We start from the raw sequence: 24,562 nt of genomic DNA, 5'->3' as shown, positions 1-24,562 counted from the left end.
TCGCGCAGCAGCGCGATCAGTACGCGGCCGGGGCCTGCCCGCGCTGACTGGCTTGATAGTCGGTCAGCGCCAGCCGTGCACGGCCGAACTCGGCCACGATCAAGGCCACCATCACCGTTGGCCGCTCCAGTGTGCCGGTGCGTGCGCCGTGCTCAAGCCGGCGTGCGGCTTCGGACAGGGCCAATACGCCGACATTGGCGCTGGAGGATTTGAGGCTGTGCGCCAGCTGCCCCAGCCGCAGCAGGTCGGGCATTACCGCCGCTTCCTGCAGGTCTCTCACCAGCTGCGGGGTTTCTTCCAGGAACACGTCGATGATGGCGTTGATTTCCTCACCGGCAATTTCAAACAGTTCGTCCAGCACACTGCGCTCCAGCACCGAGGCGGTGATGCCATCGGTATGTGCGGTGGAGGCGGCAGCCAGTGCATTGGCGGAGAGGTCGGCGGTGGGCATGCTGGTAACCAGATCGGTAGTTGCAGTGGATGCTGGCTTGAAGGCCAGCAGGCAGGACAGGAGTTGTGGGCGTGAGATGGGCTTGGACAGATACTCGTCCATGCCGCTGTCCAGGCAGCGCTGGCGGTCGCCAGCCATCGCATTGGCGGTAATGGCGATGATCGGCAGGCGCGTTTGCGCGCCACTGCTGGCTTCATGTTCACGCCAGCGACCGGTGGCGGCAAAGCCGTCCAGTACCGGCATCTGGCAATCCATCAGCACTGCGTCGTAGCGCTTGCCGTGCATCTTGTCGATGGCGATAGCGCCGTTCTCGGCGGTGTCGACGTCGGCGCCCAATATCTTGAGCAGCTTCTGCGCGACCATCAGGTTGACCGAGTTGTCCTCGACCAGCAGTACCTGCATGCCGGCCAGGTCGGCGACCGCCGTGGCCGGGCGGGCCGCCGCAGGTGCTGCCGCAGCAGCGCTGACTGCAGTCTTGGCCGGGGCCGCAGGCGCAGGCGTGGTGCTGATGGCGGCCGTGGACCGGCTTGTCTGCAGCGGCGCGGCGATCTCACTGTCCTTCCACAGCTGCAAGGCAGGGTCCGGGCTCGGCGTGAGCTGCAGCGGTTCGGCCAGGGCGTTGCGTAGCTGGGTGTCGGGCAGCTGCCGCGGCAGCAGGGTGGCGCCATCGCGCAATGCATCGGCTATCGGCGCATCACCGTACAGCCACAGCACGCGCGGGCGGTTGTCCTCCATGCGCTCGATTGCGCGCTGCAGCGCCGGTGCGCTGTTGCGCAGCGGCTCCAGGTCGCCGATCAGTGCATGGAAGATGCCGGAGACGGTGGGCTGGCGCAGGCGCTCCAGCGCCTCCTGCAGGTTGTTGGCGATCACCGGCTGATAGCCCCAGTTGGGCAGCACCAGCTGCAGCCGCTGGCGCAGCCGTGGCTCGGGGGTGACTACCAGCACCTGGCGGACGTTGCGCAGGTGCTCGGGCTGGTGCAGGTCGCCGATCACTTTCAGCAGCGGAATCTCGAACCAGAAGATCGAGCCGCGCAGCGGTTCGGATTGCACGCCGATACTGCCCTGCATCAGGTCGACGATGCGCTTGCAGATGGCCAGGCCCAGGCCGGTGCCGCCGTACAGGCGGGTGGTGGAGGCGTCAGCCTGGGTGAAGGCATTGAACAGGCGCTGCGCCTGGCTGGCGTCCAGGCCGATGCCGGTGTCGCGGACTTCGAAACGCAGGCGGTGCTGGGCAGCGGTTTCGCCCAGGCGTTTGACGTGGATGCTGATCTCGCCCAGTTCGGTGAACTTGATCGCGTTGACCAGCAGGTTGCCCAGCACCTGGCGTAGCCGCACCGGGTCGCCGCGCACCGACAGGCGTACCGCCGGGTCGATCTGCAGTGACAGCCGCAGGCCTTTGTGCTCGGCGGCGCGCTGCATCAGCCGCAGCATGCCCTCCAGGGTTTCGCGAAGGTTGAAGGTGGTGATTTCCAACTCCAGCCGACTCGCTTCCAGCTTGGAGTAATCAAGGATGTCGTCGACGATGCGGAACAGCTGTCGCGAACTGTCGGTGGCCGTGTCCAGCATGTTGCGCTGTTCCAGGCTCAGCGGACCCTGTGCAACCAGCTCCAGCATCGGCAGGATGCCGTTCAACGGTGTGCGGATTTCGTGGCTCATCGTGGCCAGGAATTCGCCCTTGGCCAGGGTGGCGGCTTCGGCTGCCTGCTTGGCCTGCAGCAGGGCTTGTTCCAGCGTGCTGTGGTCCTGCGCCGCAACCTGCAGGCGCTTGTTTTCCAGTTGCGCTTCCTCGATCCGCAACTGCATTGCGTGGATCTGGCGCAGCTGCCGGTTGGCGCAGATGGCGGCCAGCAACGCCGCGATCGTCGCCACGGCCGCGCAGGCAGTCGCCGCAAACGCAGGTGCCGCCGGCACAAATGCCATCGCGCCCGCAGCTGCGGCGCTGCCGGCTGCAAGCAGCGCCCAGGCGCGCGAAGCCGTCGATGTAGGCGTGCTCACAGCACCGCGTTCTGGAAGTCGAAGTTGAGCTCGCTACCTGCGCGTTGCACCACGTTGCCCTGGATGAAATCGATGCCGCCCATCCACATGGCCGCGGCGGCCTGCGGGTCTTCGATCTGCTGGCCGATGATCTGCAGGTTGGCGCGGTGGGCCAGATCGATCGCGCCGCGCAGTTCGTCGCGCAGCTTCTGATTGGTGTGGCTTTCGGCGTAGCGTGCGGCCATGCGGACGAAGCTCAGCGGCAACTGGGTGAGCAGTGCATTGGCCTCGGCGCTGGGTTCAAACTGGCTCAGGCAGAACTGCACGCCGGCCGGCATCAGCTGCGCGCAGAACTGCTGCAGGCTCACCGCATGCACCAGCGCATCGGATAGACGGACGTCGATGACCAGACCGTTGCCGGCCACCTGGCGTTCCTGCAACGCATTGAGCAGCCATTCGGCATAGGCGCTGCGCGCCAGGCTGCGCATCGACTGGGAAAGGAACAGGCGCATCGGCGGCTGCGCGAACTGGTACAGGTGCAGCAGCCCCAGCGCGTGTTCGACCACCTGCTGGTCAAGGTCGGCGATGCGACCGGCGGCCTCGGCGGCGGGAATCACTTGGCCGGCGGAAAGCAGGGTGCCATTGCTCTGGCGCAGACGCAGCAGCACCTGGTACTGGGCGGTATCGCCACCGGCGACGGCGACGATGGGCTGGTAGGCCAGTTCGATCTGGCCATCCAGCAGGGCCAGATGTTCGTTGTTGACGGCAACGTTGCTGCTTTCATAGGCGGAAACGCCGGCGGTGCTCAGCCGCGCCTGCAGGGCAGTGCGCTCCACCGCTTCCAGCGCGGCATCGGCATCGTTGAGGTCCTGCGACAGGTGGGCATGGCCGACCACGCAGCGCAGCAACACCGATTCGTCCTCGCGTGGCGCAAACGGCTGCGCCGACAGGCCTTCGCGCACCCGCTGTGCAAGCGCCGGCACATCGGCTGCATCCATGCCGCGGCTGAGCAGCAGGAAGCTGTTGTCATTGAGCCGGGCCAACAGATGCGGGCGCAGGTTTTCGGCCAGGCGCTGCCCGGCCTGCACCATCAAGCGCTCGTAGCTGGCGTAGCCATAGCGCTCACGCAGGCCCAGCGCGCTGGCGATCTCGATGAACAGCAGGCCGGCCGATTGCTGCTCGGCGATGGCCGCCTGCAACTGCTGCATCACGTTGTGGCGGGTTGGCAGGCCGGTCTCGGGGTTGTTCAACAGCGGGCCGGGGTCGACCTTGCCCAGCGGCTGCATGCGGTTGCGGCGGATGCGGTTGGCAACGGCGGCGACCAGGTGGCGCGGGCGGATCGGCTTGACCAGCACGTCGTCGGCACCGCAGTCGAGCACCTCGAACTGGCGGTCCGGGTCGGCTTCGCCGGTGAGGAAGACGATCGGCAGCAGCTGCTGGTGCGGCTGCTGGCGGATCATCGCGGTCAAGCGCATGCCGTCCAGCCCGGGCATGTGCAGGTCCATCAGAATCAGGTCGGGGCGGTGTTCGCTGATCGCCTGTTGCACGCCTTCCACGTCCATCTGCACGAAGGCCTGCATACCGGCGCCATGCAGCACGCTCTGCGCGAACAGCGCCTGTGAGCGGTTGTCCTCGACGATCAGCACCCGGTATGGGGTGTCATCGCCGACATCACTGGCCAGCGCCGCCGCGCCGCTGTCCTGGCCGGTCTTGAGCTGTGCCTGCACCGCTTCTGTGGGCGGCGCATTGCGCACGCTCCAGCGCTGCGAGTAATCGGCAGGAGGAGTTTCCGCGCGTAGCGGGCGGGCAGATGCGGTGAGTGTGTCGGTGCTGGCCATCAGGTGATTATGGTTCAGGGGGCGGGCGGCAGCGAGTGGTCGCCGGGCGTTGAGGTTGCCGATGCTGGCGTGTCAGCGCTGGCGAACATGCGCTTGAGTCCGCGCCACAGCGTGCGCCATACCAGCCAGACAACCAGGGCGCCGATGACGCTGGCGCTGATCACGAAGATCAATGCCAGCCAGGGATGGGCAAAGGCCAATGCCAGGGCTCCGATCACCACACTGTCTTCGGCAAACGAGGCCACCCAGTTGCTGGCCGGTTCCGGTGAGGTATTGAGCAGGGCGCGGGTGCCGGCCTTGAGGCCATGGCTGGTCAGTGCGATGCCGGCGCCGGCAGCCAATACCCCGGTGCTGAGTTCGCCATTGGGCGAGAGCGTGGCAGCGGCGAGAAAGGCGCCGGCCGGGACCCGGGCCAGGGTCTGCAACAGGTCCCAGATCGAATCCACGCCGGGGATCTTGTCGGCAAAGAACTCGGCCACGGCCAGCGCACCGGAGGTGCCCAGCACCCACCAGGACTCGGTGGCCTGCAGTGCCGGGGGCAGGTCCACCCAGCCCATCAGCCCGGCCATGCCGACACCGAACACGGTCAGGTAGACACGGATGCCGGCCAGCCAGGCCAGCAAGATGCCGATGACGAATACATGGGCTTCGGTCATGGGGAGAGTCGGCCGGAGTACTGTGAGCAGGATCGCAACTATCGAGCATGGCTGCGGTGATTGCCAGCCATCTACCCGCAAGCGCGTGTACAGGACTGTCGTTTACACTGGCCCGTCGTTTCAGACGGAGCGCACGTGCCGCCCTGCGGGGCCACCGGAGCCTGCCATGACCCACCGACCTTCTTCACGTTTCCAGATCACCCCGCGCGGCACGGCAAGCGTGCGCCCGGGCTGGGTGCCCATTGCCGTACTGGCCGCGGCCTGGCTGTTGTCGCTGCTGCTGGTTGGCTGGCTGGCGGCGCGTTACGCCTCGCCCGATGCCGGCGGCCTGCGCGAGAAACTGCGCCAGAGCGAGGCCCTGGTCGACCAGCAACGCAGCCAGCTCGATGAGCTGCGCCAACGCCAGGCCACGCTGGAGGCCTCGGACAAGATCAGCCGCGCCGCCAACAACGAAGTGCAGGCCTCGCTGGCCGAGCGCGACGAAGAGATCGCCGGCCTGCGTGCGGACGTGGCCTTCTATGAACGGCTGGTCGGCTCCACCAGCCAGCGCAAGGGCCTGAACGCTCATTCGGTGGAGTTTTCCCCGGAAGCGGCGGGCACCTGGCATTACAGCGTGGTGCTGACCCAGAACCTGAATCGCGGCGCGATCAGCCAGGGCCAGCTGCGGTTCTCGGTTGAGGGGGTGAAGGACGGAAAGCTGACAACAGTCAGCTGGGACGACCTACATCAGCGCAAAGGCGCGCCGGGGCAGGATTATTCCTTCCGTTATTTTCAACAACTGGACGGTAGCGTGATGCTGCCCCGGGATTTCACGCCGCAACGTGTGCGAGTCTCCCTCTCCGGACCCGGGGGGAGCTCCAACCAGACATTCGATTGGAAACTCGCCGGCAACGGCAGAGGGGAATAAACATGTTCAAAAGCAAGTCCAAGCATGACGGCGACATGGCCGTAGACGCACTGATTGGCTCGCAGGTGGAAATCCGCGGCGACGTGGTGTTCAGCGGCAGCCTGTACGTGGAAGGCCGGATCATCGGCAAAGTGGTGGCCGAGGAGGGCGCCAAGGCAATGCTGACCCTGGCCGAGCATGGCCGGATCGAGGGCGAAGTGCGCGCCGCCGTGGTGGTGCTCAGTGGCAGCATGGAAGGTGACGTGCACGCCAGTGAACGCATCGAGCTGACCCCCAGTGCCCGTGTTACCGGCAATGTGCATTACACCGTGGTCGAAATGAGCGCCGGTGCCCAGCTCAATGGCCGCCTGCTGCATACCGCCGCGATGGCCGCACTGCCGGCACCGGATGCCAAGACCACCGAGAAGTCCAAGAAAGCTGAAGCCGCTGCAGCTTGAAACAGGGGCTTGCCGCCCCCATCCTGAGCACCATGAGCACCCTAGTTTCCCTGCCCGGCGTTCAGCCGGCGCCTGATTACCAGTCCCTGGACCGCCCGCTGAATTTCACCCCGGCGGCTGCGGCCAAGGTGCGTGAGCTGATCCAGGACGAGGGCAATGACGCGCTCGCCCTGCGTGTATACATCCAGGGCGGCGGCTGTTCCGGCTTCCAGTACGGTTTTGAGTTTGATGAAAACCGTGCCGAGGACGATCTGGCGGTGATCACCGAAGGCGTCACCCTGCTGGTCGACCCGCTGAGCCTGCAGTACCTGATGGGCGCCGAGGTGGATTACAGCGAAAGCCTGACCGGGGCCCAGTTCGTGATCCGCAACCCCAACGCCCGCACCACCTGCGGCTGCGGCAGCAGCTTCTCGATGTAAGTCGTACCGGCCGCTTGCGGCCGGGCACGCTTGGGATGGCGACCCGCTTGCGGCCAGCCACGCTTGCGATGGCGGCGCTTTGTCGTCAGGCTCTGGCGGATGCTGAATTCTGAATCCCGTTTTGCAGGGCACGCCTTTGTTGGCGCGCCGCTGGACCGTGCCGATGGCGTGCGCGGTGACGCCGATGCGCTGGCGGCCTTGTGGCCCAATGCTCAGGTGCTTGTACTCGATGCCGATGGCACCGCGTTCGCCGATGATCAAGGGCGGCCGGCGCTGTTCAGTGGTGGCGAGCTGGGCGGTGGCCCGGGCGTGGCGATCTTTCTTGGGCTGCGTGAGGGCCGGGCCTGGTTCGTCGCCGAGGCGGCAACGTTGACCGTGCAGGCACCGCAGCGCATGGACCTGCGCCAGGCAGCGGTGAACTGGCCGGCCGAGGTGGTCGACGTGTTCTGCTATGCGCGCGGCATGTCGTATTGGCATTCGCGCAACCGGTTTTGCGGGGTCTGTGGTTCGGCGGTGCGTTTCGGCCGTTCCGGTTTCATTGGCCATTGCGACCAGTGCCGCACCGAGCATTACCCGCGTGTCGACCCCGCGGTCATCGTCGCTGTTGAAAACAGTGGCCGGCTGCTGCTGGGACGGCAGAGCAACTGGATAGCACGCCGCTATTCGGTGCTGGCCGGTTTTGTCGAACCCGGTGAAACCTTCGAACAGACCGTGGCCCGTGAGGTATTCGAGGAGGCACGGGTGCGGGTGATCCAGGCGCATTACCAGGGCACCCAGCCGTGGCCGTTCCCCGGCGCGTTGATGGTCGGTTTCCGTGCCAGCGCGCACGACGACGTGCCGACCGTGGACGGCGAACTTGAGGACGCGCGCTGGTTCAGCGTCGAGGAGGTGGGGGCAGCCCTGCAGCGCGACAGCGACGACGACGGGCAGGGCATCCTGCTGCCGCAACGGCTGTCGATTGCACGCACCTTGATCGAGCATTGGTACCAGAGCCAGCGCCCATGAGGGCGGGCTGGCAGTTGCAGGGGCGGCCGGACAAGGCCCGCCAGGGCCTACAATCGCAGGCCGGAGGAGCCGTATGTTCACGACCTTGGTAGCGGTAATTGCAGCGTTGGTACTTGGCCATTTGGCGCCCTCGCTGCTGGCCAGCCTGCGCGACTGGCGCTGGTTCGGGCGCTACCTGGGCTGGCTGCGCGCGCAGCTCGGCGAGTCGGCTGGCCGCTATGCGGTACTGCTGGCGATCGCACCCTGCGTAGTGCTGATGGGCCTGCTGCAATGGGCGCTGGACGGGCGCTTGTTCGGCCTGCCGTCACTGTTGTTCGGCATCATCGTGCTGGCCTTGTGCTGGGGCCCGCGTGACCTCGACCGCGATGTTGAAGCGGTGATCGATGCCGAGGACGCTGCGGCTGCCGCGTTGGCGGTGTCCAAACTGCAGTCGGCCGGCGGCAGCCTGCGTGAGGATGCGCCCGGCCTGGTCGAGGCGACCGTGCTCAATGCATTGCGGCGCTGGTTTGCGCCGCTGTTCTGGTTCCTGCTGCTGGGCCCGCTGGGTGTGCTGCTGTACCGGTTGTTGGCGCAGTCCTCGCAGGGCGCGCAATCGGCGCTGTTGTCCAGTGAGGAGCGGCGGGCGGGTGATTGGCTGCTGGCGGTGCTGGAGTGGCCGGTGGCGCAGCTGATGACGCTGTCGATGGCGTTGGTGGGCAATTTCGATACGGTGTTTTCGGCCTGGCGCCGCGCCGCGGGCAACCGCTGGGCGCTGCAGCTTGGCTTTCTGGCCGAGGCCGCGCGTGCCAGCGTCGGTGCCGAACTGGTCGAAGAAGCAGAAGAGGCGCGCTTGGCCGGGCAGGTACCGGTGGACGAGCGCTATCCGGAACTGCGCGACGCGATGAGCCTGGTCTGGCGTACGCTGCTGCTGTGGATGGCGCTGCTGGCGTTGCTGGTGATCGCCGGCTGGGTAGGCTGAGCCGAGCGCCGATAAGTAGCGGCCGTAGCCCGGGTAAGCGCAGCGCACCCGGGAAGCAGGAGTCTGGTTGGATTTGAGGCTGTTGGCTGTTGGCCGGTGCCCCCGGGTGCGCTGCGCTTACCCGGGCTACGCGAACTGTAGCGGATGCACTGCGCTTGGCCGGGCTATACCAATCCGGCGGTTTTCAGCCCGGCGCGAGCAGGTTGAACGGGTACCAGGGCAGGTTGCGCAGCAGCCAATAGGAAACGATCAGCACCAGCCACGGGATCGGCCGTGCGAACAGCCGTACCAGCCAGCCCAGCTTTGCCGGCCACAGCCCGGCGCCATGCAAGGCCATCACCAGCATCGGCACGATCGATACGATCAGCAGCGGATTCATCGCCATTGCCTGGGGCAGGTCCAGGTGCACCAGCGCATGCAGGCAACGGGTGCTGCCGCAGCCCGGGCACCACAGGCCGGTCAAGGCATAGAAGGGGCAGGGGGGGAGCGGGTTGCCCGGAACATTCGGGTCGATGCGGCTCAGTACCGCTACCGCGCCCACGCTGATACCGGCAATCGCGGCCAGGGGCATGTAACGCAGCAGGTGTTGCGGGAACTGCATGTCAGGACAGCAACGGGCCGGCCGGAGCCGGCCGACCCGTCGGTTTCATCAGTAGCTCGAAGCGCCGCTCATCGCGCCGCCGACGCCGAGCACCATCACCAGCACGATGTACACGATGCTGACGACGATACCTGCACCAGCCGCATAGATGGCCCACTTCTTGGCCTTGTCGGCGGCGTCACGGGCGCCGGCGATATCGCCAGCAGCCAGCAGGCCGTTGACCTTGGCGGCGTTGATGATGGAGACGATGCCCAGCGGCAGGCAGCAGAACAGGGTGGACAGGATCGCCCAGACGAGGTTGTTGGATACGGCGGGACTGCTTGTATTCACGTAAAACTCCTTGTTGAAAAATCAGCGCGACTTGCAGGCATTCGCCGCAGTCAGCGACGAGATGATCATTGTGGCAACCCAGCATAGAGGCCACGTGATGAAACCGATGAAGACAAAGCACAGCAGAAAGTTGACGAACGACAGCGCCCAGTAGCCGAACATGATGATCAGGCCGGTGGCGACATTGCCCGCGTACAGATGACCAATACCGAAAACCTGGAAAAACCCCGGCAACACTTCCAGCAGCGCGGCTATCCCGCCGGATTTTTGCGGGTGATAGTAGTGATGTACCTGCTGCGGCGCGGTTGGCGGCGCGGGCGGTACCGCTGGCAGTGATGGCGTGGTGCTGTCCATATATCCCCTTGCTCCTGAGCTGTGCTGCGTTCCCCGGCAGACACATTGGGCGTTAGCCTAGCCACTTGTCCTATTTCTGGAAAGTGGTCTTTCCTACTCAGGCCTCGTCCCCGCGCAGCTTGCGCACCAGGATTTCCAGCTGGGCGGCATCGGTGCTGGCCCCGTCCACCGGCGGCCCGGCGACTACCTCGATATGGGCGCGGAAGCGCCGCGGCACCCGCATGCGCCCCAGCCGGGTGTCGCGCCGGCTCCACATGCTGGACCACATGCCCTTCAGCGCCATTGGCACCACCGGCACCGGCCGCCGCGCCAGGATCTTCTCCACCCCGGACTTGAAGGCGGCGATCTGCCCGTCCTTGGTCAAGGCACCCTCGGGGAAAATGCACACCAGCTCGCCTGCGGCCAGCGCCGCATCCACCTCATCGAAGGCCCGCTGCATCAGCGCGGCGTCTTCCTTGGGGCTGGCAATGGGGATGGTCTTGGCGGTCTTGAAGATCCAGCGCATCACCGGGATGTTGAAGATCTTGTAATACATGACGAAGCGGGCCGGGCGCGGGATCACCGCCGACAGGATCAGTGCGTCCATGTAGCTGACGTGGTTGCAGACGATCAGCGCGGCACCTTCGTCGGGCACATTGGCCTCCACGCCCTTGACCCGCAGCCGGTACAGCGAGCGCACCATCACCCAGCTGAGGAAGCGCATCAGGAACTCGGGCACGATGCTGAAGATGTAGACCGCGACCACGATATTGGCGATGGCCAGTGCCAGGAACAGTTGCGGGATGCTCCACTTGAGCAGGCTCTGGGTGAGCAGGCCGAGCACCGCCGCCAATACGATGAAGCCCGAGTTCTGGATGTTGAGCGCGGCGAACACGCGCGACATCTCCGACTTCGGCGTACGGCTCTGGATCAGTGCAAACAGCGGCACCACGAAGAAGCCGGTGAACAGGCCGATGCCGAGCAGGTCGATGATGATGCGCCAGCTGCCGGCTTGCTGGACGAAACCAGCAACATCCAGCCCAGCGACTGTAACTGCGCCGGTACGCGCGAAATACAGATCCAGCAGGAACGCGCTCATGCCGAACGCGCCCAACGGCACCAGACCGATCTCGACGATGCGCCCGGACAGCTTTTCGCATAGCAGCGAGCCTACCCCGGTGCCGAGCGAGAACAACGCCAGCGCGAAGATGTACAGGACCTCGTCACCGCCCAGATTGACCACCGCATAGGTGGGTAGCTGCGAGGTGAGCACGGTGCCGAAAAACCAGAACCACGACACGCCCAGGATCGCGTTGCGCACGGCCTTCTGCTTCTTGGCCAGGCGCAGCACCACCAGCGATTCGCTGATCGGGTTCCAGTTGATCTTCAGCTCCGGCGCACCGGCATCCACGCGCGGAATCATGCGGGCGGTGAAGTTGCCGATCAGGGCCAGCGAGATGATGGCGACAGCGGCCACGATCGGGCCGTAGGCACCGGCCAGGGCGAAGATCATGCCGCCGGCGATCATGCCGGTGAGGATGGAAATGGAAGTGCCCATTTCCACCAGACCATTGCCGCCGGTCAGTTCCTCAGGCTTGAGGATGGACGGCAGCACCGAGTATTTGACCGGGCCGAACAAGGTGGACTGCAGGCCGGTGCAGAACAGTGCGATCAGCAGGACCGGCATGTTCTGGGTGAGGAAGCCCACGGCGGCCAGCGACATCACCACGATCTCCATGGTGGTGGTGATCACGATGAGCTTCTGCTTCTCCAGTTTCTCGGCGATCTGCCCGGCCAGGGCGGAGAACAGGAAGTAGGGCAGGATGAACAGGGCCGGCGCCAGGTTGGTGTACAGCGTGCGTTCTTCGCTGCTGACGCCCAGGTAGAACAGCAGCCCGATGATTGCCTGGCGGTAGATGTTGTCGTTGAACGCGCCCAGCGCCTGGACGATGAAGAAGGGCAGGAAGCGGCGCTGCCTGAGCAGGGCAAACTGATTGTGGCCGGACATCGTGTCTCCTCGGTGCTGCGCGGCACATTAGCAGAACCGCATGTCGCTATTGATCAAGCCGCGGCTGTATTGCAGATGCCCCTCAGGCCTGGTTTGCGGGCAGCAGCCCCAACAAGGCGCGTGCTGCCGGGGTGGGATCAGCCCGCCAAACCGCACAGGTGCGGAAACGGAAGTCCTCGAGCAGCGGCCGCACCACCGTGCGCTGCATCCGTGCGGCCATGCTGTCGGGAACCACCGCCACGGCCAGGCCGGCAGCGACCAGCTGCTGCTGCAGTTCGCTGTGGGTAACCTCGTATTGCAGCTGCGCCTGGATGCCGCGCTCGCGCAGGGCGTCATCGAGCATGCGCCGCACACCGGCACCGGGCACCAATGCCGCCAACGGCAGGCCCTGCAAGGCCTTTAGCGGGATCGTGCGCTGTTGGCTGAGCGGGTGCTCGATGGGCATCACCAGCGACAGGCCTTCCTCGTGCAGCAGCCGGTGCTGGGGCGGCAGGCTGATCTGCGGGCCGACGCCGACCAGCGCCACATCGAGCCGGCCGTCCTCCAGCTCGGCCAGCAGCACGTCGCTCATGCCGACCTTCAGATGGACCTCCACGGCCGGATGGGCCGCGCGGAAGGCGGCCAGCAGGGCAGGCACGTCGACCACGTTGAGCGAGGTGATCTGGCCGATGTTGATGCGCCCGCGCACTGTGCCCAGGGTCAGTGCCATCTCTTCCTGCAGGCGCGCGGCGGCCTGCAGGGTAAGCCTGGCGTTGTGCAGGAATACCTCGCCGGCGGCGGTGGGCCGTACCCGCCGGTGGCTGCGCTCGAACAGGCGCGAGCCAAAGGCTTCTTCGAGCCGGGCGATCTGGTGGCTGAGTGCCGACTGCACGGTGTGGCAGCGCGCCGCGGCGGCCGTGAAGCCGCCTTCCTCGGCAACGGCGACGGCAAATTCGAGCTGGCGCAATGTGAACATGTCATCACTGAAACAGATGGATGGGATGAAAACAATACATTTGTGTCATTGATGGCAGCGGCCCAGACTGAGCGCCGTACCCCTCCAGGCCTGCCCATGAATACCCCTGTGTCCTCTTCCCTCCATCGCCCCTTGAGCCAGGCGCTGGTCCTGCTGTTGGCGGCGGCCACCGGCGTGATCGTGGCCGGCAACTATTACGCCCAGCCGCTGCTGCAGATCTTGGCCGATGCGTTCCAGATCGGTGCCGAGCAGGCCGGCTGGGTGGTGACGGTGGCGCAGTTGTCCTATGCCGCCGGCCTGCTGCTGATCGTTCCGCTGGGCGACCGGCTGGAACGCCGCCGCCTGATCGTTGGCCTGTTCGTGCTGGCGGCGGTGGGTTTGGCGATCTGTGCCAGCGCCACCCACTTCACGCAGCTGCTGGTGGGCACGGCGCTGTCCGGCCTGTGTGCGGTTGCGGCGCAGGTGATCCTGGCGCATGCGGCGGGTCTGGCCGCGCCAGAGCATCGCGGCCGGGTGGTCGGCACCGTCATGGCCGGCCTGCTGCTGGGCATCCTGCTGGCGCGCACGGCCTCCGGCCTGCTGGCCGGGCTGGGTTCCTGGCACACCATCTATTGGGTGGCCTGCGTGGCGCTGCTGGTATTGGCGGTGGTGCTGGCGCGCCTGTTGCCAGCGCATCAGCCCAGTGCCCGCATGTCGTACCCGCGGCTGATCGGCTCGGTGCTGGTGTTGCTGCGTGAGGAGCCGGTGCTGCGCCAGCGTTCGCTGCTGGGTGCGTTGTCGTTCGCAGGCTTCAGCGTGTTCTGGACGCCGTTGGCGTTTTTGTTGTCGGGCCCGGGCTACGGTTACTCGATTGCCACGATTGGCTTGTTTGGTCTGATCGGCGCGGCCGGCGCCTTGGCCGCCAGCAGCGGCGGCAAGCTGACTGATCGCGGCCATGGCCGCGCGGTGGCGATAGGTGGCCTGCTGATGATGCTGCTGTCGTGGGTACTGCTGGCCTTCGCACCGGTGTCGCTGGCTGTGCTGATCGTGGGCGTGGTGTTGCTGGACATCGCGGTGCAGGCGGTACACATCAACAACCAGAGCGTGATCTATCAGCTCGATGAAAGTGCGCGCAGCCGCATCACCTCGGCCTATATGACCTGCTATTTCATTGGCGGCGCCAGCGGCTCGGTCGCCAGCACGATGGCCTGGACGCGCTACGGCTGGAACGGTGTCTGCATGCTGGGGGGCGTATTGGCGCTGATCAGCCTGCTGGTGTATTTCCTGCCGGTCCGCAAGCAGGCGGGCAAGCCTGTGGGAGCGGCGTGAGCCGCGAAGCTCGCAACCCATCAGTTGAAGCTGATCCTGTGTTTGTAGGAGCGGCGTAAGCCGCGAAGCTGGCGACAGTGCGCGGTCGATACGTATGCAATCTGAGGCTGCGTGAGCCAAGCGGCTTCGCCGCCTCCCCTCTCCTGCCTTCGGCATCCTCTCCCGCAAGGGGAGAGGAGAAGAGCACTAGCCGAAGCCAAAGCCAAAGCCAAAAGCCCAATCCACCCAGCAACAGCTCAACGCGCTGTTGCTGCGGCTCCAACCGAAGCCGGCAAGGTCGCCTCTTCCGCAGCAGCCCGCAGCTTTGGCAGCAAGCGCAGCATCAATGTCAGCTGGGTGCGCACCAGGCGCGACTTGTCATCAATCTCATCGGGCATCTGCTCCAGCGCATCGGCCAGGGCGATCTCATCTTCCTGCGGCTGCGCAGCCTGGCGCTTGCTCAAGGCATCGGCCAATGCCGCCAAGGACTTCTGCAGCTGGCCCTGGCCGCTGGCGACCAGGGCATCTTCATTGACCGCATCGGCCTGTGCGCGGTGTGCGCCCAAGGCTGACAGATAGCCCAGCAAGGTGTTCGACAAGCCTAGGAAACGAAAGCCCGCATCCAGATTGCCGCGCGCATAGCCGGGCTCACGCAGCATGTTCGACAAGGCCACCGACAGCGCCACGTCGGCGTTGTGCATGTCACGACGGGCGATGCGGTAGGGCAGGTCGTCACGCATGCCGCTGCGGTATTGCCCGAGCACGGCATCAAGATAGGCGGTGCTGGTGGCAATCACCTGCGCCATCACCCTGTGCAGGCGCCGGCCTTCCCAGTCCGGCAGGATCAGCAGCGAAGCGGTGGCGGCGATGGCGCAGCCGATCAATGTATCCAGGAAGCGCGGCCAGATCAGCACGAAACCATTGCCAATCAGGTTGAAGCACAGCAAGGCCATCACCGTGATCGCGGCAGTGGCTAACAGGTAGCGGTCGGTGCGGGTAATGAAGAACAGCAGCGCCGCCACCAACGCCAGCAGCAATTGCAGGCCGGTGCCGGGGAATAGCTGCATCAGCGCCCAGGTCACGCCCAGGCCCAGCAGGGTGCCGGCGATACGCTGCACCAGCCGCAGGCGGGTTGCACCGAAGTTGGGCCGGCAGACGAAGACGATGGTCAGCAGGATCCAGTAGCCGTTTTCCGGGTGAACCAGCTTCAGCAGTACATAGCCGGCAATCAGCGCCAGCGCGATGCGTACGCCGTGCCGGAACAGCAGCGAGCCAGGCGTCAACGCCTGGCGCAGGCGTGTGCCCATCTCGCGCAGGGTGTGCGGTGAGGAATCGCGCAGGCGGGTGTCGATGCCTTCCATCGGTGTATCGGCCAGCGCGGCTTCGGACAGCTGCCGCTCGATGTTGGTCAGGTTGGCGGCCAGCAGCTGCAGTGAGCCCAGCAGGCGCGTCCACTGCGGATTGCGCTGTTCGCGCAGGTACTGCAGCGAGGACTGCAGGTCCTGGCCGGCGATGCGGGTGCGCTCGCCATAGTCGAAGGGTTGGCGCAGCCGGATGGCCTGGCCCAGGCTCTGGCAGGCCTTGCCCTGCAGGGACAGCAGGCGCCGGCAGCGGTACAGCACGTCGCTGTGGAAGAAGGCGTCGGCCAAGGCCTCGTAGGGGTAGTGCGAGGAGCTGGCGCGCTCGTGGAAATCCTGCGCCATGTAATACAGACGGAAGTACAGGCCGGATTGCACGCCGGGCCGGCCGGAGCGGCCGAAGCGGCTGAGGATGGCGGTCTTGGCGATGTTCAGGGCCTGCACCACGCGCACGTTCTGCTCGGCCAGGGCCAACCGCCGCGCTTCCAGATCACCTTGCCGCACCGGCTCGAACAGATCGGCCTTGAGCTGCAGGTAGTGGCCGAGTTCGAAGAACAGCCGCGCCAGCCGCTCGCGCACCGGGCGGTTGGCGAACATCGCCGTCCACAGGATCGACAACAGTCCGTACCAGGCCGCGCCGACCAGCAGCGGCACCACTTCGCGCAGGGCCTGCTGCTGGCTGACGTTGTGGTGCTGGTCCAGCGCGATCATCGCGTAGATCGCCAGCGTCACCGTGGCCTGGCCGATGGAGGCGTAGCGTTCGCCCAATGCGCCGAGCAGGGTCAGGCCGAACGCGGCCAGGGCCAGGCTGGCGATGAACGGCAGTGGGTGCGGGAACAGCACGATGACCGCGGCCGCGGCGGCGGCAAAACACAGCAGCGACAGCAGCACCGATTTGGTGCGCCCCCACCAGTTGTCATCGGTCTCGGCGATGGCGCTGGCGATGATGCCCAGGAACAGGCCGGGGATGGCTTCGATATGACCGTCGTACCAGCCATAGGCAATGGCGGCAGTGAGCGCGATGAACACGCGCAGCCCGTAGCTGGCTTTTTCGTGGGCCCAGAGTTGGCCCAGGTGACGGTCGAGGCGGCGCATGCCGGAATCGGGTGCTCGCGGAGGCAGTGGGCTATCAGCTTGCGGTGCCGTCGCCATGCAGGCAAGCGCGACACGTCCGGAAGCCAGCGCTCATGTCGCGGGCGCGTTGGCGGCCCGCATGAAATCGAGGAAGACGCGCAGCTTTGGGGCCAGTTGTTCGCGCGAGGGGTAGTACAGGTGGAAGCCGGCAAACGGTGGCTGCCAATCATCGAGCAGGCTGTGCAGGCGGCCGGCCGCGAGGTCGGCACGGGCGATGGCCTCGAACACCTGCAGCAGGCCGACACCTTCGCGCGCGGCCTGCAGTGCCAGGGTGCTGTCGTTGAGCAGCAGCGGCCCACTGACATCCAGGGTGAAGTCGCGGCCGTCGCGGCTGAACTCCCAGGGCATGACCCGGCCATTGCTGTTGCGGTGGCGGATGCAGGCATGGCCGATCAGCGCTTCAGGTGTCTGCGGGGTGCCGTGCTGTTGCAGATAGCTTGGCGCCGCCACCACGGTCCAGCGCAGCGGCGGCCCCAGCGGCAGCGCGATCATGCCATCGGCCAGCGACTCTCCCAGGCGGATGCCGGCATCAAAGCCTTCGCCGACCACATCGACCATGGCCGCCTGCATCGACAGTTCCACTTCCACCTGCGGGTAGGCGGCATGGAAGGCGGGCAGGTGCGGCAGCAGCAGGTATTCGATGGCAAAGCGCGGCGCGGTGATGCGCAGTTGGCCGGTGGCCACGTCGCGGTTGGCTTCCACCGCGTACAGGGCCTCGCCGATGCGGGCCAGGGCCGGCGCGGTGTCCTGCAGCAGGCGCTGGCCGGCTTCGGTCAGGCCCACCCGGCGCGTGGTCCGTTGCAGCAGGCGGGTGCCCAGGCGGCGCTCCAGGTTGCGGATGGTCTGCGACAACGCCGATGGCGACACCGCCAGTTCGATGGCGGCATGGCGGAAGCTGGCATGCCGTGCCACGCAGGCAAATGCGGCCAGGGCCGGCAGCAGGGATGGTTCTACTGTGAAGTCAGGCTTCATTGTCAGTGCGGAGTATCCGCCTTTATCAGCATAGTGGCGAGCGCCTACAGTGGCTCTCCCCGTTCCTGAGCTGGAGTTGCCAATGAAAACCCGAGTGCTTGGCCGTGTTGGCCCGGTTGTTTCCGCGTTGGGCCTGGGCTGCATGGGCATGAGCGCGTTCTACGGTGGCCGTGGCGATGACGCCGCCTCGATTGCGGTGATCCACCGCGCGCTGGAGCGTGGCGTGACGCTGTTGGATACCGCCGACATGTACGGCCCGCATACCAACGAGGTGCTGGTGGGCAAGGCGATTGCCGATCGTCGCGGGCAGGTATTCCTGGCGACCAAGTTCGGCGTGCGGCTGGATGCCAGCGATGCGCAGGCGCGTGGCGTCGATGGCCGCCCGGAGTATGTGCAGGCGGCCTGCGAGGCCAGCCTGCAGCGGCTGGGCGTGGATCATATTGATCTGTACTACCAGCACCGCGTTGATCCGCAGGTGCCGATCGAGGACACCGTCGGGGCGATGGCGCGGCTGGTCGAGCAGGGCAAGGTGCGTTATCTGGGCCTGTCCGAGGCCGCGCCGCAGACCATCCGTCGCGCACATGCCGTGCACCCGATCACCGCGCTGCAGACCGAGTATTCGCTGTGGTCACGCGAGCCTGAGCAGAACGATGTACTGGCGACGGTGCGTGAGTTGGGCATCGGCTTCGTGCCGTATTCGCCGTTGGGACGTGGTTTTTTGACCGGTGCGATCCGCAGCCCGGCAGACTTCGAAGACGGTGATTACCGCCGCCATTCGCCGCGCTTTCAGGGTGAGAATTTCGCCCGCAATCTGGCGCTGGTGGAGCAGGTCAATGCGATTGCCGCCGACAAGGGCGTCAGCCCGGGTCAGCTGGCGCTGGCATGGGTGTTGGCACAGGGCGATGACCTGGTACCGATCCCGGGTACCAAGCGTTTGGCCTACCTGGAGGAAAATCTGGGCGCGCTGGATGTGGTGCTGAGTGCGCAGGATCTGGCGCGGATTGACGCGGTGTTCCCGGTAGATGCGGCGGCAGGCCTGCGTTACCCGGCGGCGAGCATTGGCAGCGTGCATCGCTAAATCCGGGCGATGCTCGGCGGGGACCTGCAAATGTAGAGCCGAGCCATGCTCGGCTGAGGCTTTACCGGTAGAGCCTCTGCCGAGCATGGCTCGGCACTACGCTGGAACATTACCAGTAGAGCTTCTGTCGAGCATGGCTCGGCACTACGCTCCCTCCCTTGCACGAAGTGCAGGGGAGGGTTGGGGAGGGGTAGCTTCTGCGGCATTACCGGTAGAGCCCCTGCCGAGCATGGCTCGGCACTAGAGCTTACTGCTGCTCACGCGCGATCGCGCGCCAGCCGATGTCGTTGCGGTGGAACTCGTTGGCCCAGTGGATCCTGGCCACGCCTGCATAGGCGTGCTTCTGGGCATCGCCCACGCTGTCGCCCAATGCCGCAACGCACAGCACGCGGCCGCCGGCGCTGACCACGTTGCCGTCGGCGTCCAGCGCGGTGCCGGCATGGAATACCTTGGCACTGGCGGGCACCTCGCCCAACCCGCTGATCACATCACCGGTGATCGGCGTTTCCGGGTAGGGCTTGGCAGCCAGCACAACACCCAACGACGGGCGCGGATCCCATTGCGCGTCCACACCGGCCAGCGCGCCATCAATGGCAGCTTCGACCAGATCCACCAGATCCGACTGCAGGCGCAGCATCACCGGTTGGGTTTCAGGGTCGCCGAAACGCACGTTGAATTCGATCACCTTCGGTGCGCCATCGGCATCGATCATCAGGCCTGCATACAGGAAGCCGGTGAACGGCACGCCGTCGGCAATCATGCCGGCCACGGTCGGCTCCACTACCTCGCGCATCACCCGTGCATGGACTTCCGGGGTTACCACCGGTGCCGGCGAGTAGGCGCCCATGCCGCCAGTATTCGGGCCGGTGTCACCATCGCCCACGCGCTTGTGGTCCTGGCTGGTGGCCATCGGCAGTGCGATGCGGCCATCGACCATCGAAATGAAACTGGCTTCCTCGCCCTCGAGGAATTCCTCGATCACCACGCGCGCGCCGGCATCGCCAAAGGCGTTGCCGCTGAGCATGTCGTGCACGGCTGCCTCGGCTTCTTCCATTGTCATCGCCACGATCACGCCCTTGCCGGCCGCAAGGCCGTCGGCCTTGATGACGATCGGCGCACCCTTCTCATGTAGGTAGGCCAGTGCGGCATCAACCTCGGTGTGCACGGCGTAGTACGCGGTGGGAATGCCGTGGCGGGCCAGGAAATCCTTGGCGAAGGCCTTGCTGCCTTCCAGCTGCGCAGCGGCAGCGGTCGGCCCGAAGATGCGCAGGCCGGCGTCGCGGAAGCGATCGACCACGCCGAGCACCAGTGGCACTTCCGGGCCAACCACGGTCAGGCCCACGGCCTCGTCCTGTGCCAGCTTCAGCAGGCCATCGATATCGTTGACCTTGACCGCGGCGTTGCGGCATTTGCCTTCAGTGGCGCTGCCAGCATTGCCGGGGGCAACGATCACTTCGCTTACGCGCGGCGATTGCGCCAACTTCCAGGCCAGCGCGTGTTCGCGGCCACCAGAGCCGATGACGAGGATTTTCATGAGGTCAGTTCCTGTGGGGCATCAATGGGTAGTGCAATCGGAGGCTTTCAGCGTGGCTTCGAAGAACAGCGCGCCATTGGCATCCACGAAGCGGCGCTGCACGCCGCCACCGGCGGCATAGACCGGCCGCAAGGCTGGATCCGTGCACAGTTCGGCGATGGCCTGGTTCTCATCGCGGCGCAATGCCGCGAACACATCGGGCTTTGCCTTGGCCATCTCCACGGTGGCATCGGGGAAGCGCACCACCAGTACGATGTCAGCACCTTGGCGGTGCGCCGAATCGGTGATCAGGCCATCGCGGTAAGGCTTGGGAAGCTGCTTGCCGAGGGCGGTCAACGCGGTCTGCTGGGCATCGCCAGGCGAGTCCTTCCCACAACCGGCAAGCAGAACGGCGCAAAGACCGGCGGTTACTGCGAGGATCATCTTGCGCATCAGTTGCACCCCTCAATCTGCATGGTCGAAGGAATCGGATAGCGCAGCTGCGCCGTGTCGTAGTCGATGCTGTGGCTCTTGTTGACCGCGCCAGCGCAGCCGCGGCCCTTCTCCTGCACGCGCAGCGGCCAGTACGCCAGCTGCGGTTGGCTGTCATCGGGAACGGCGTCGAAGTTCAGGTCCAGACGGCCGTGCGAACAGTTGCCGGACGCATTGCAGTCAATGGCGTTGTGATCATCCAGATGGCTGCGCAGCCAGCCCGCGCTCGACAGGGTCTTGTCGCCGTCGAACAGATACCAGGCGCGGTTGCGCATCAAGGCGCCGACCACCACCAGCTCATCGTCGACCTGGAAGGCCCAGGCGTTGGCGCCCATCTGCAACGCGGTGACGCTGCCCGGCTTGCCGCCGGTGCCGCTGCCCTGGCCGAGCAGTTCGGCAGCAACGCTGACGCCGTCATCGGCGGCGCGCTGCAGGACGATGAAATCGGTGCTGCCCAGTTCAATCGGACTGGCGTTGTCGTAGGCAGTGCAGACCGCCAGCATGCGATAGCTGCCGTTCTGTACGGTGATGCTCTGGTCGGCGCAGATATCGCGATGGACCGGACGTGCCTGACCCAGATCGGCATCACTCAGTTGCTGCGTCCATTGCCCCTGCAGCTGCACGCTGCTGCCATAGCGTTCCTGCAGTACGGCCATCACCCCGGCCTCGTAGCTGAGTTTCGGCTTTGCTGCTGGAGCATCGTCCTGTGCGGGCGTGCCCTGCTGGCACGAAGCCAGCAGGGCGACGGCGAGCAGGGAAATCAAACGCGGGAAAACCCTGGTCGCCATGTGCCAGCTCTCGGTGATGGAATCAGTGACGGAAGTGGCGCACGCCGGTGAACACCATGGCGATGCCATGTTCGTCGGCGGCGGCGATCACTTCGTTGTCGCGCATCGAACCACCCGGCTGGATCACCGCGGTGATGCCGGCTTCGGCGGCCGCATCCAGGCCATCACGGAACGGGAAGAAAGCGTCCGATGCCATCACCGAACCGGGCACCACCAGGCCGGCATCGGCGGCCTTGATGCCAGCGATGCGTGCCGAGTAGACGCGGCTCATCTGGCCGGCGCCAACGCCAATGGTGCGCTCGTCCTTGGCGTAGACAATCGCGTTGGACTTGACGTACTTGGCCACGCGCCAGGCGAACAGCAGGTCGCGGGTTTCAGCCGCCGTCGGCGCGCGCTGGGTGATGGTCTTCAGTTCGTCAGCGCTCATGCCGCGGTTGTCGGCGCTCTGGATCAGCAGGCCCGAACCAATGCGCTTGGTGTCGTAGTTGTTGCGGGCATCGCCAGCCGGGATACGCAGTACGCGCACGTTGGCCTTCTTGGTGGCGTATTCCAGCGCGGCCGGTTCGTAGTCCGGGGCGATCAGCACTTCGACAAACTGGCGGTCGAGGATGGCCTTGGCGGTGGCCGCGTCCAGCGTGCGGTTGAAGGCGAGGATGCCGCCGAAGGCGCTGGTCGGATCGGTGTTGTAAGCCATTTCGTAGGCGGCGCCGACATCGGCAGCCACGGCTACACCGCAGGGATTGGCGTGCTTGACGATGACGCAGGCCGGCACATCGAACTGGCGCACGCATTCCCATGCGGCATCGGCATCGGCCAGGTTGTTGTAGCTCAGTTCCTTGCCCTGCAGCTGCACGAAGGTGGCCAGGGTGCCCGGCACCGGGTACAGGTCACGGTAGAACACGCCGCTCTGGTGCGGGTTTTCGCCGTAGCGCAGGTCCATGACCTTGATGAAAGAGGAATTCATCTGCGCCGGGTATTCATTGCGCACCGGTACCGCAGCGCTGGTGTCGGTGACGGCCGACAGATAATTGCTGATTGCCGCGTCGTACTGGGCGACGCGGTTGAACGCGGCCACCGACAGTTCAAAGCGCTTGGCCGCCGACAGCTGACCGTCGTTGTTGGCCAGCTCGGCCAGCAGCGCATCGTATTGATCCGGGCTGGTGGCCACGGCGACGCGGGCGAAATTCTTGGCCGCGCTGCGCAGCATCGCCGGGCCGCCGATGTCGATGTTTTCCACGGCATCGGCCAGGCTGCAATCGGCCTGGGCGGTGACCGACTCGAACGGATACAGGTTCAGTACCAGCAGGTCGATCGGGGCGATGCCGTGTTCGGCCATCACCGCGTCATCGGTGCCAGCACGGCCGAGCAGGCCGCCGTGGACCATCGGGTGCAGGGTCTTGACCCGGCCGTCCATCATCTCCGGGAAGCCGGTGACATCGGACACGTCCTTGACCGGCAGGCCGGCCTCGCGGATCGCCTTGGCGGTGCCGCCGGTGGACAGCAGCTCGACGTTGCGGGCAGCCAGGGCACGGGCCAGATCGATCAGGCCGGTCTTGTCGGAAACGGACAGCAGAGCCCGGCGTACGGGCAGCAGATCAGAAGACATGGGGAGGCAGGGGGAAGCGGAAGCGGGCCCGTATTGTAGCCGCGCGGTCACATCCGTGGCCGGACAGAACTGCTCCTGTAATGCCGAGCCATGCTCGGCAAGGGCTTTACAGGCAATGCAAGGGGCTTTGCCCGCAATGCACGACGGCAGGAATCACCGGTAATGCTTCTGCCGAGCATGGCTCGGCACTACCAAGGCCAGGAATGCGGGGGCTTAGGCCAGCCCGTATTCCTTCAGCTTCTTGCGCAGGGTGGCGCGGTGGATGCCCAGCAGCGCGGCGGCGCGGCTCTGGTTGCCCTCGCAGTGATTCAGCACTTCCACGAACAAGGGGATTTCCATCTCGCGCAGCACGATCTCGTACACGTCGTCCGCGTCACAGCCATCCAGGTCGCGCAGGTAGCGCCGAACGGACTGGGCAACGTGTTCGCGAAGCGGCGGCTTCGGAGCGCCACGACTGGTGTCAGGACGGGTGGGGGCAGCGTTCAAGGAAATTCCCGGATTCAGCAAAGTCGGGCTCAGTTGGCCCGGCGTGGGGGAGGGAGTCTAGCGCGTGGGCCGCCGGCCTGCCACGCCATTGGCCCGTGGTTACTGAAATTCAAAGCTGAAGGCGACGGTGGCGGCGGCCGGTTCGCGCAGCCGGAATGACACCTGCGCGCTTTGTCCGGGCTCCAGCCGCGCCTGTGGGTCGGCGCCTGCGCCCAGGTATTCGGCCGCCTGCAGGGTGCGCCGGCCGATCACCCGGCCATCGGCATCGGACAGCGACAGCCGCAGCGCCGGCCAAGCCTGCGCCCAACGTGCGTCATTGCGGAAGCTGGCTTGCACCTGCAGTGCGCCGGCCTGCCCGGGCACCGGGCGGATATCGCGGCTGAGCATGCTGAACGCGCTGGGCTCATGCCACGGCGGCAATGTGCAGCGCAGCACCGTGCACAGCGCGCTGACCAGCGGCCGGGTGCCGGCATCGGCGGCCAGTCTGGCGCGGTCGGAGAGGATGATCTGCAGGCCTAGCAGCAGCGCCAGGGCCAGCACCACGCCCCATTGCCAACGCGGCGTATCGGTGGGGACTGCGGCTGGCCTGGTGCTGGCGCGGGCAAAGCTGGGCGCGGCCACGGCCGGCGCTGCCTCTTCTACGGACGACGCAGCGTCCTCCATGAGCTCGGCGCTGCTGACGGTGTCAGCAGAACTGACAGGTTCACGTGGCACTGCTACCGGTGCTTCCCCGCTGGCCGCAGTCACGTCGGGCGAATCGACCGGTGCAGGCAGATCCAGTGCGAGTGTTGCCTGTGCGTCTGCGGCCACCATCGTGTCCGCTGCGCTTTCCGGCGCAGCAGGCGGGGCGGGTGTGGCCGGACCTTGCAGGAAGGGTCTCTTATCCACATTTGACGCTGCCGCCGATATGCCGTTTTTAAGCTCCGGTGGTCCGCTGACCACTAAGAGTAAAACACACACAACTACTACAACTCAA

Annotated in this window: 23 protein-coding genes; 7 read left to right on the top strand and 16 right to left on the bottom strand. The window is 65.9% G+C overall.

The features are described 5' to 3' along the window. Positions 1-16: 16 nt before the first annotated feature. From ABB27_RS01290 to ABB27_RS01280, 3 genes are all read right to left on the bottom strand, one after another. Positions 17-2,371 carry a hybrid sensor histidine kinase/response regulator gene (locus tag ABB27_RS01290; RefSeq protein ID WP_083491085.1) on the bottom strand — a complete coding sequence of 785 codons (2,355 nt, stop codon included), beginning with the start codon at positions 2,369-2,371 and terminating at the stop codon, positions 17-19. A gap of 71 nt (positions 2,372-2,442) precedes the next feature. After that, the gene (locus ABB27_RS01285) at positions 2,443-4,263 is read right to left on the bottom strand and encodes an EAL domain-containing protein (protein WP_057626421.1); all 1,821 of its coding nucleotides are present in this window, start codon (positions 4,261-4,263) and stop codon (positions 2,443-2,445) included. 14 nt (positions 4,264-4,277) lie between these two features. After that, complete coding sequence (locus ABB27_RS01280; protein WP_057626420.1) at positions 4,278-4,919, bottom strand: DUF4126 domain-containing protein; 642 nt, start codon at positions 4,917-4,919, stop codon at positions 4,278-4,280. Positions 4,920-5,085: 166 nt separating this feature from the next. On the opposite strand from ABB27_RS01280, the gene ABB27_RS01275 reads away from it, so the two are divergent. The 5 genes from ABB27_RS01275 (at position 5,086) to ampE (ending at position 8,645) form a co-directional block, all read left to right on the top strand. Beyond that, positions 5,086-5,826, top strand: a complete 741-nt coding sequence (locus ABB27_RS01275; RefSeq protein WP_057626419.1) for a DUF6776 family protein — start codon at positions 5,086-5,088, stop codon at positions 5,824-5,826. A gap of 2 nt (positions 5,827-5,828) precedes the next feature. Continuing rightward, entirely contained in the window at positions 5,829-6,263 is a 435-nt protein-coding gene (locus ABB27_RS01270; protein WP_057626418.1) for a bactofilin family protein, read from the top strand. Between the two features lie 32 nt (positions 6,264-6,295). Then, the gene (erpA, locus tag ABB27_RS01265) at positions 6,296-6,682 is read left to right on the top strand and encodes an iron-sulfur cluster insertion protein ErpA (protein ID WP_057626417.1); all 387 of its coding nucleotides are present in this window, start codon (positions 6,296-6,298) and stop codon (positions 6,680-6,682) included. Between the two features lie 99 nt (positions 6,683-6,781). Then, positions 6,782-7,687, top strand: a complete 906-nt coding sequence (gene nudC, locus ABB27_RS01260; RefSeq protein ID WP_057626416.1) for an NAD(+) diphosphatase — start codon at positions 6,782-6,784, stop codon at positions 7,685-7,687. 73 nt (positions 7,688-7,760) lie between these two features. Continuing rightward, complete coding sequence (gene ampE, locus ABB27_RS01255) at positions 7,761-8,645, top strand: regulatory signaling modulator protein AmpE (protein ID WP_057626415.1); 885 nt, start codon at positions 7,761-7,763, stop codon at positions 8,643-8,645. 184 nt (positions 8,646-8,829) lie between these two features. On the opposite strand, the gene ABB27_RS01250 is transcribed toward ampE, so the two are convergent. The 5 genes from ABB27_RS01250 to ABB27_RS01230 all read right to left on the bottom strand — a co-directional run bounded on the left by ABB27_RS01250 (position 8,830) and on the right by ABB27_RS01230 (position 12,872). Further along, positions 8,830-9,246, bottom strand: a complete 417-nt coding sequence (locus ABB27_RS01250; protein ID WP_057626414.1) for a DUF2752 domain-containing protein — start codon at positions 9,244-9,246, stop codon at positions 8,830-8,832. 48 nt (positions 9,247-9,294) lie between these two features. Beyond that, a complete protein-coding gene (locus ABB27_RS01245; protein WP_057626413.1) occupies positions 9,295-9,576 on the bottom strand; it encodes a CD225/dispanin family protein in 282 nt (93 codons plus the stop codon). A 21-nt stretch (positions 9,577-9,597) separates the two neighbouring features. Next, positions 9,598-9,930, bottom strand: coding sequence for a hypothetical protein (locus ABB27_RS01240; protein ID WP_057626412.1), 333 nt, complete (start codon positions 9,928-9,930; stop codon positions 9,598-9,600). A gap of 97 nt (positions 9,931-10,027) precedes the next feature. Further along, positions 10,028-11,917 carry an MFS transporter gene (locus ABB27_RS01235; RefSeq protein WP_057626411.1) on the bottom strand — a complete coding sequence of 630 codons (1,890 nt, stop codon included), beginning with the start codon at positions 11,915-11,917 and terminating at the stop codon, positions 10,028-10,030. An 82-nt stretch (positions 11,918-11,999) separates the two neighbouring features. After that, positions 12,000-12,872: a LysR family transcriptional regulator gene (locus tag ABB27_RS01230; RefSeq protein ID WP_057626410.1), complete on the bottom strand. Its 873-nt coding sequence runs from the start codon at positions 12,870-12,872 to the stop codon at positions 12,000-12,002. Between the two features lie 108 nt (positions 12,873-12,980). Here ABB27_RS01230 and ABB27_RS01225 point away from each other — a divergent pair, with 108 nt between their 5' ends. Next, entirely contained in the window at positions 12,981-14,180 is a 1,200-nt protein-coding gene (locus ABB27_RS01225; protein WP_425477459.1) for an MFS transporter, read from the top strand. Positions 14,181-14,416: 236 nt separating this feature from the next. On the opposite strand, the gene yccS is transcribed toward ABB27_RS01225, so the two are convergent. Next, positions 14,417-16,612, bottom strand: coding sequence for a YccS family putative transporter (gene yccS / locus ABB27_RS01220; RefSeq protein ID WP_057626408.1), 2,196 nt, complete (start codon positions 16,610-16,612; stop codon positions 14,417-14,419). Between the two features lie 90 nt (positions 16,613-16,702). Next, the gene (locus ABB27_RS01215) at positions 16,703-17,623 is read right to left on the bottom strand and encodes a LysR family transcriptional regulator (protein ID WP_057626407.1); all 921 of its coding nucleotides are present in this window, start codon (positions 17,621-17,623) and stop codon (positions 16,703-16,705) included. A gap of 82 nt (positions 17,624-17,705) precedes the next feature. Here ABB27_RS01215 and ABB27_RS01210 point away from each other — a divergent pair, with 82 nt between their 5' ends. Then, complete coding sequence (locus ABB27_RS01210; RefSeq protein WP_057626406.1) at positions 17,706-18,701, top strand: aldo/keto reductase; 996 nt, start codon at positions 17,706-17,708, stop codon at positions 18,699-18,701. A 247-nt stretch (positions 18,702-18,948) separates the two neighbouring features. Here the strand turns inward: ABB27_RS01210 and purD are convergent, their stop codons facing one another. The 6 genes from purD to ABB27_RS01180 all read right to left on the bottom strand — a co-directional run bounded on the left by purD (position 18,949) and on the right by ABB27_RS01180 (position 24,474). Continuing rightward, the gene (purD, locus tag ABB27_RS01205) at positions 18,949-20,235 is read right to left on the bottom strand and encodes a phosphoribosylamine--glycine ligase (protein WP_057626405.1); all 1,287 of its coding nucleotides are present in this window, start codon (positions 20,233-20,235) and stop codon (positions 18,949-18,951) included. A gap of 21 nt (positions 20,236-20,256) precedes the next feature. Next, positions 20,257-20,667 carry a hypothetical protein gene (locus tag ABB27_RS01200; RefSeq protein WP_057626404.1) on the bottom strand — a complete coding sequence of 137 codons (411 nt, stop codon included), beginning with the start codon at positions 20,665-20,667 and terminating at the stop codon, positions 20,257-20,259. Next, positions 20,667-21,494: a hypothetical protein gene (locus tag ABB27_RS01195; protein ID WP_057626403.1), complete on the bottom strand. Its 828-nt coding sequence runs from the start codon at positions 21,492-21,494 to the stop codon at positions 20,667-20,669. The genes ABB27_RS01200 and ABB27_RS01195 overlap by 1 nt, the downstream gene beginning before the upstream one ends. A 22-nt stretch (positions 21,495-21,516) precedes the next feature. Next, positions 21,517-23,100 (bottom strand): bifunctional phosphoribosylaminoimidazolecarboxamide formyltransferase/IMP cyclohydrolase, encoded by a 1,584-nt coding sequence (gene purH, locus ABB27_RS01190; protein WP_057626402.1) that lies wholly within the window; start codon positions 23,098-23,100, stop codon positions 21,517-21,519. Positions 23,101-23,313: 213 nt separating this feature from the next. Further along, positions 23,314-23,586, bottom strand: coding sequence for a DNA-binding transcriptional regulator Fis (gene fis, locus ABB27_RS01185; protein WP_057626401.1), 273 nt, complete (start codon positions 23,584-23,586; stop codon positions 23,314-23,316). Between the two features lie 99 nt (positions 23,587-23,685). Next, positions 23,686-24,474 (bottom strand): DUF3426 domain-containing protein, encoded by a 789-nt coding sequence (locus ABB27_RS01180; protein WP_244479099.1) that lies wholly within the window; start codon positions 24,472-24,474, stop codon positions 23,686-23,688. Between the last annotated feature and the right edge of the window lie 88 nt (positions 24,475-24,562).

This window comes from Stenotrophomonas terrae (assembly GCF_001431465.1).
Lineage (GTDB): Bacteria > Pseudomonadota > Gammaproteobacteria > Xanthomonadales > Xanthomonadaceae > Stenotrophomonas > Stenotrophomonas terrae.
This window is presented reverse-complemented; position numbering and strand designations above follow the sequence as displayed.

Bases quoted from the DNA above. Each gene is read 5' to 3' on its own strand.
- ABB27_RS01290 (WP_083491085.1), bottom strand. From the start codon at position 2,371: ATGGCATTTGTGCCGGCGGCACCTGCGTTTGCGGCGACTGCCTGCGCG.
- ABB27_RS01285 (WP_057626421.1), bottom strand. From the start codon at position 4,263: ATGGCCAGCACCGACACACTCACCGCATCTGCCCGCCCGCTACGCGCG.
- ABB27_RS01280 (WP_057626420.1), bottom strand. From the start codon at position 4,919: ATGACCGAAGCCCATGTATTCGTCATCGGCATCTTGCTGGCCTGGCTG.
- ABB27_RS01275 (WP_057626419.1), top strand. From the start codon at position 5,086: ATGACCCACCGACCTTCTTCACGTTTCCAGATCACCCCGCGCGGCACG.
- ABB27_RS01270 (WP_057626418.1), top strand. From the start codon at position 5,829: ATGTTCAAAAGCAAGTCCAAGCATGACGGCGACATGGCCGTAGACGCA.
- erpA (WP_057626417.1), top strand. From the start codon at position 6,296: ATGAGCACCCTAGTTTCCCTGCCCGGCGTTCAGCCGGCGCCTGATTAC.
- nudC (WP_057626416.1), top strand. From the start codon at position 6,782: ATGCTGAATTCTGAATCCCGTTTTGCAGGGCACGCCTTTGTTGGCGCG.
- ampE (WP_057626415.1), top strand. From the start codon at position 7,761: ATGTTCACGACCTTGGTAGCGGTAATTGCAGCGTTGGTACTTGGCCAT.
- ABB27_RS01250 (WP_057626414.1), bottom strand. From the start codon at position 9,246: ATGCAGTTCCCGCAACACCTGCTGCGTTACATGCCCCTGGCCGCGATT.
- ABB27_RS01240 (WP_057626412.1), bottom strand. From the start codon at position 9,930: ATGGACAGCACCACGCCATCACTGCCAGCGGTACCGCCCGCGCCGCCA.
- ABB27_RS01235 (WP_057626411.1), bottom strand. From the start codon at position 11,917: ATGTCCGGCCACAATCAGTTTGCCCTGCTCAGGCAGCGCCGCTTCCTG.
- ABB27_RS01230 (WP_057626410.1), bottom strand. From the start codon at position 12,872: ATGTTCACATTGCGCCAGCTCGAATTTGCCGTCGCCGTTGCCGAGGAA.
- yccS (WP_057626408.1), bottom strand. From the start codon at position 16,612: ATGCGCCGCCTCGACCGTCACCTGGGCCAACTCTGGGCCCACGAAAAA.
- ABB27_RS01215 (WP_057626407.1), bottom strand. From the start codon at position 17,623: ATGAAGCCTGACTTCACAGTAGAACCATCCCTGCTGCCGGCCCTGGCC.
- ABB27_RS01210 (WP_057626406.1), top strand. From the start codon at position 17,706: ATGAAAACCCGAGTGCTTGGCCGTGTTGGCCCGGTTGTTTCCGCGTTG.
- purD (WP_057626405.1), bottom strand. From the start codon at position 20,235: ATGAAAATCCTCGTCATCGGCTCTGGTGGCCGCGAACACGCGCTGGCC.
- ABB27_RS01200 (WP_057626404.1), bottom strand. From the start codon at position 20,667: ATGCGCAAGATGATCCTCGCAGTAACCGCCGGTCTTTGCGCCGTTCTG.
- ABB27_RS01195 (WP_057626403.1), bottom strand. From the start codon at position 21,494: ATGGCGACCAGGGTTTTCCCGCGTTTGATTTCCCTGCTCGCCGTCGCC.
- purH (WP_057626402.1), bottom strand. From the start codon at position 23,100: ATGTCTTCTGATCTGCTGCCCGTACGCCGGGCTCTGCTGTCCGTTTCC.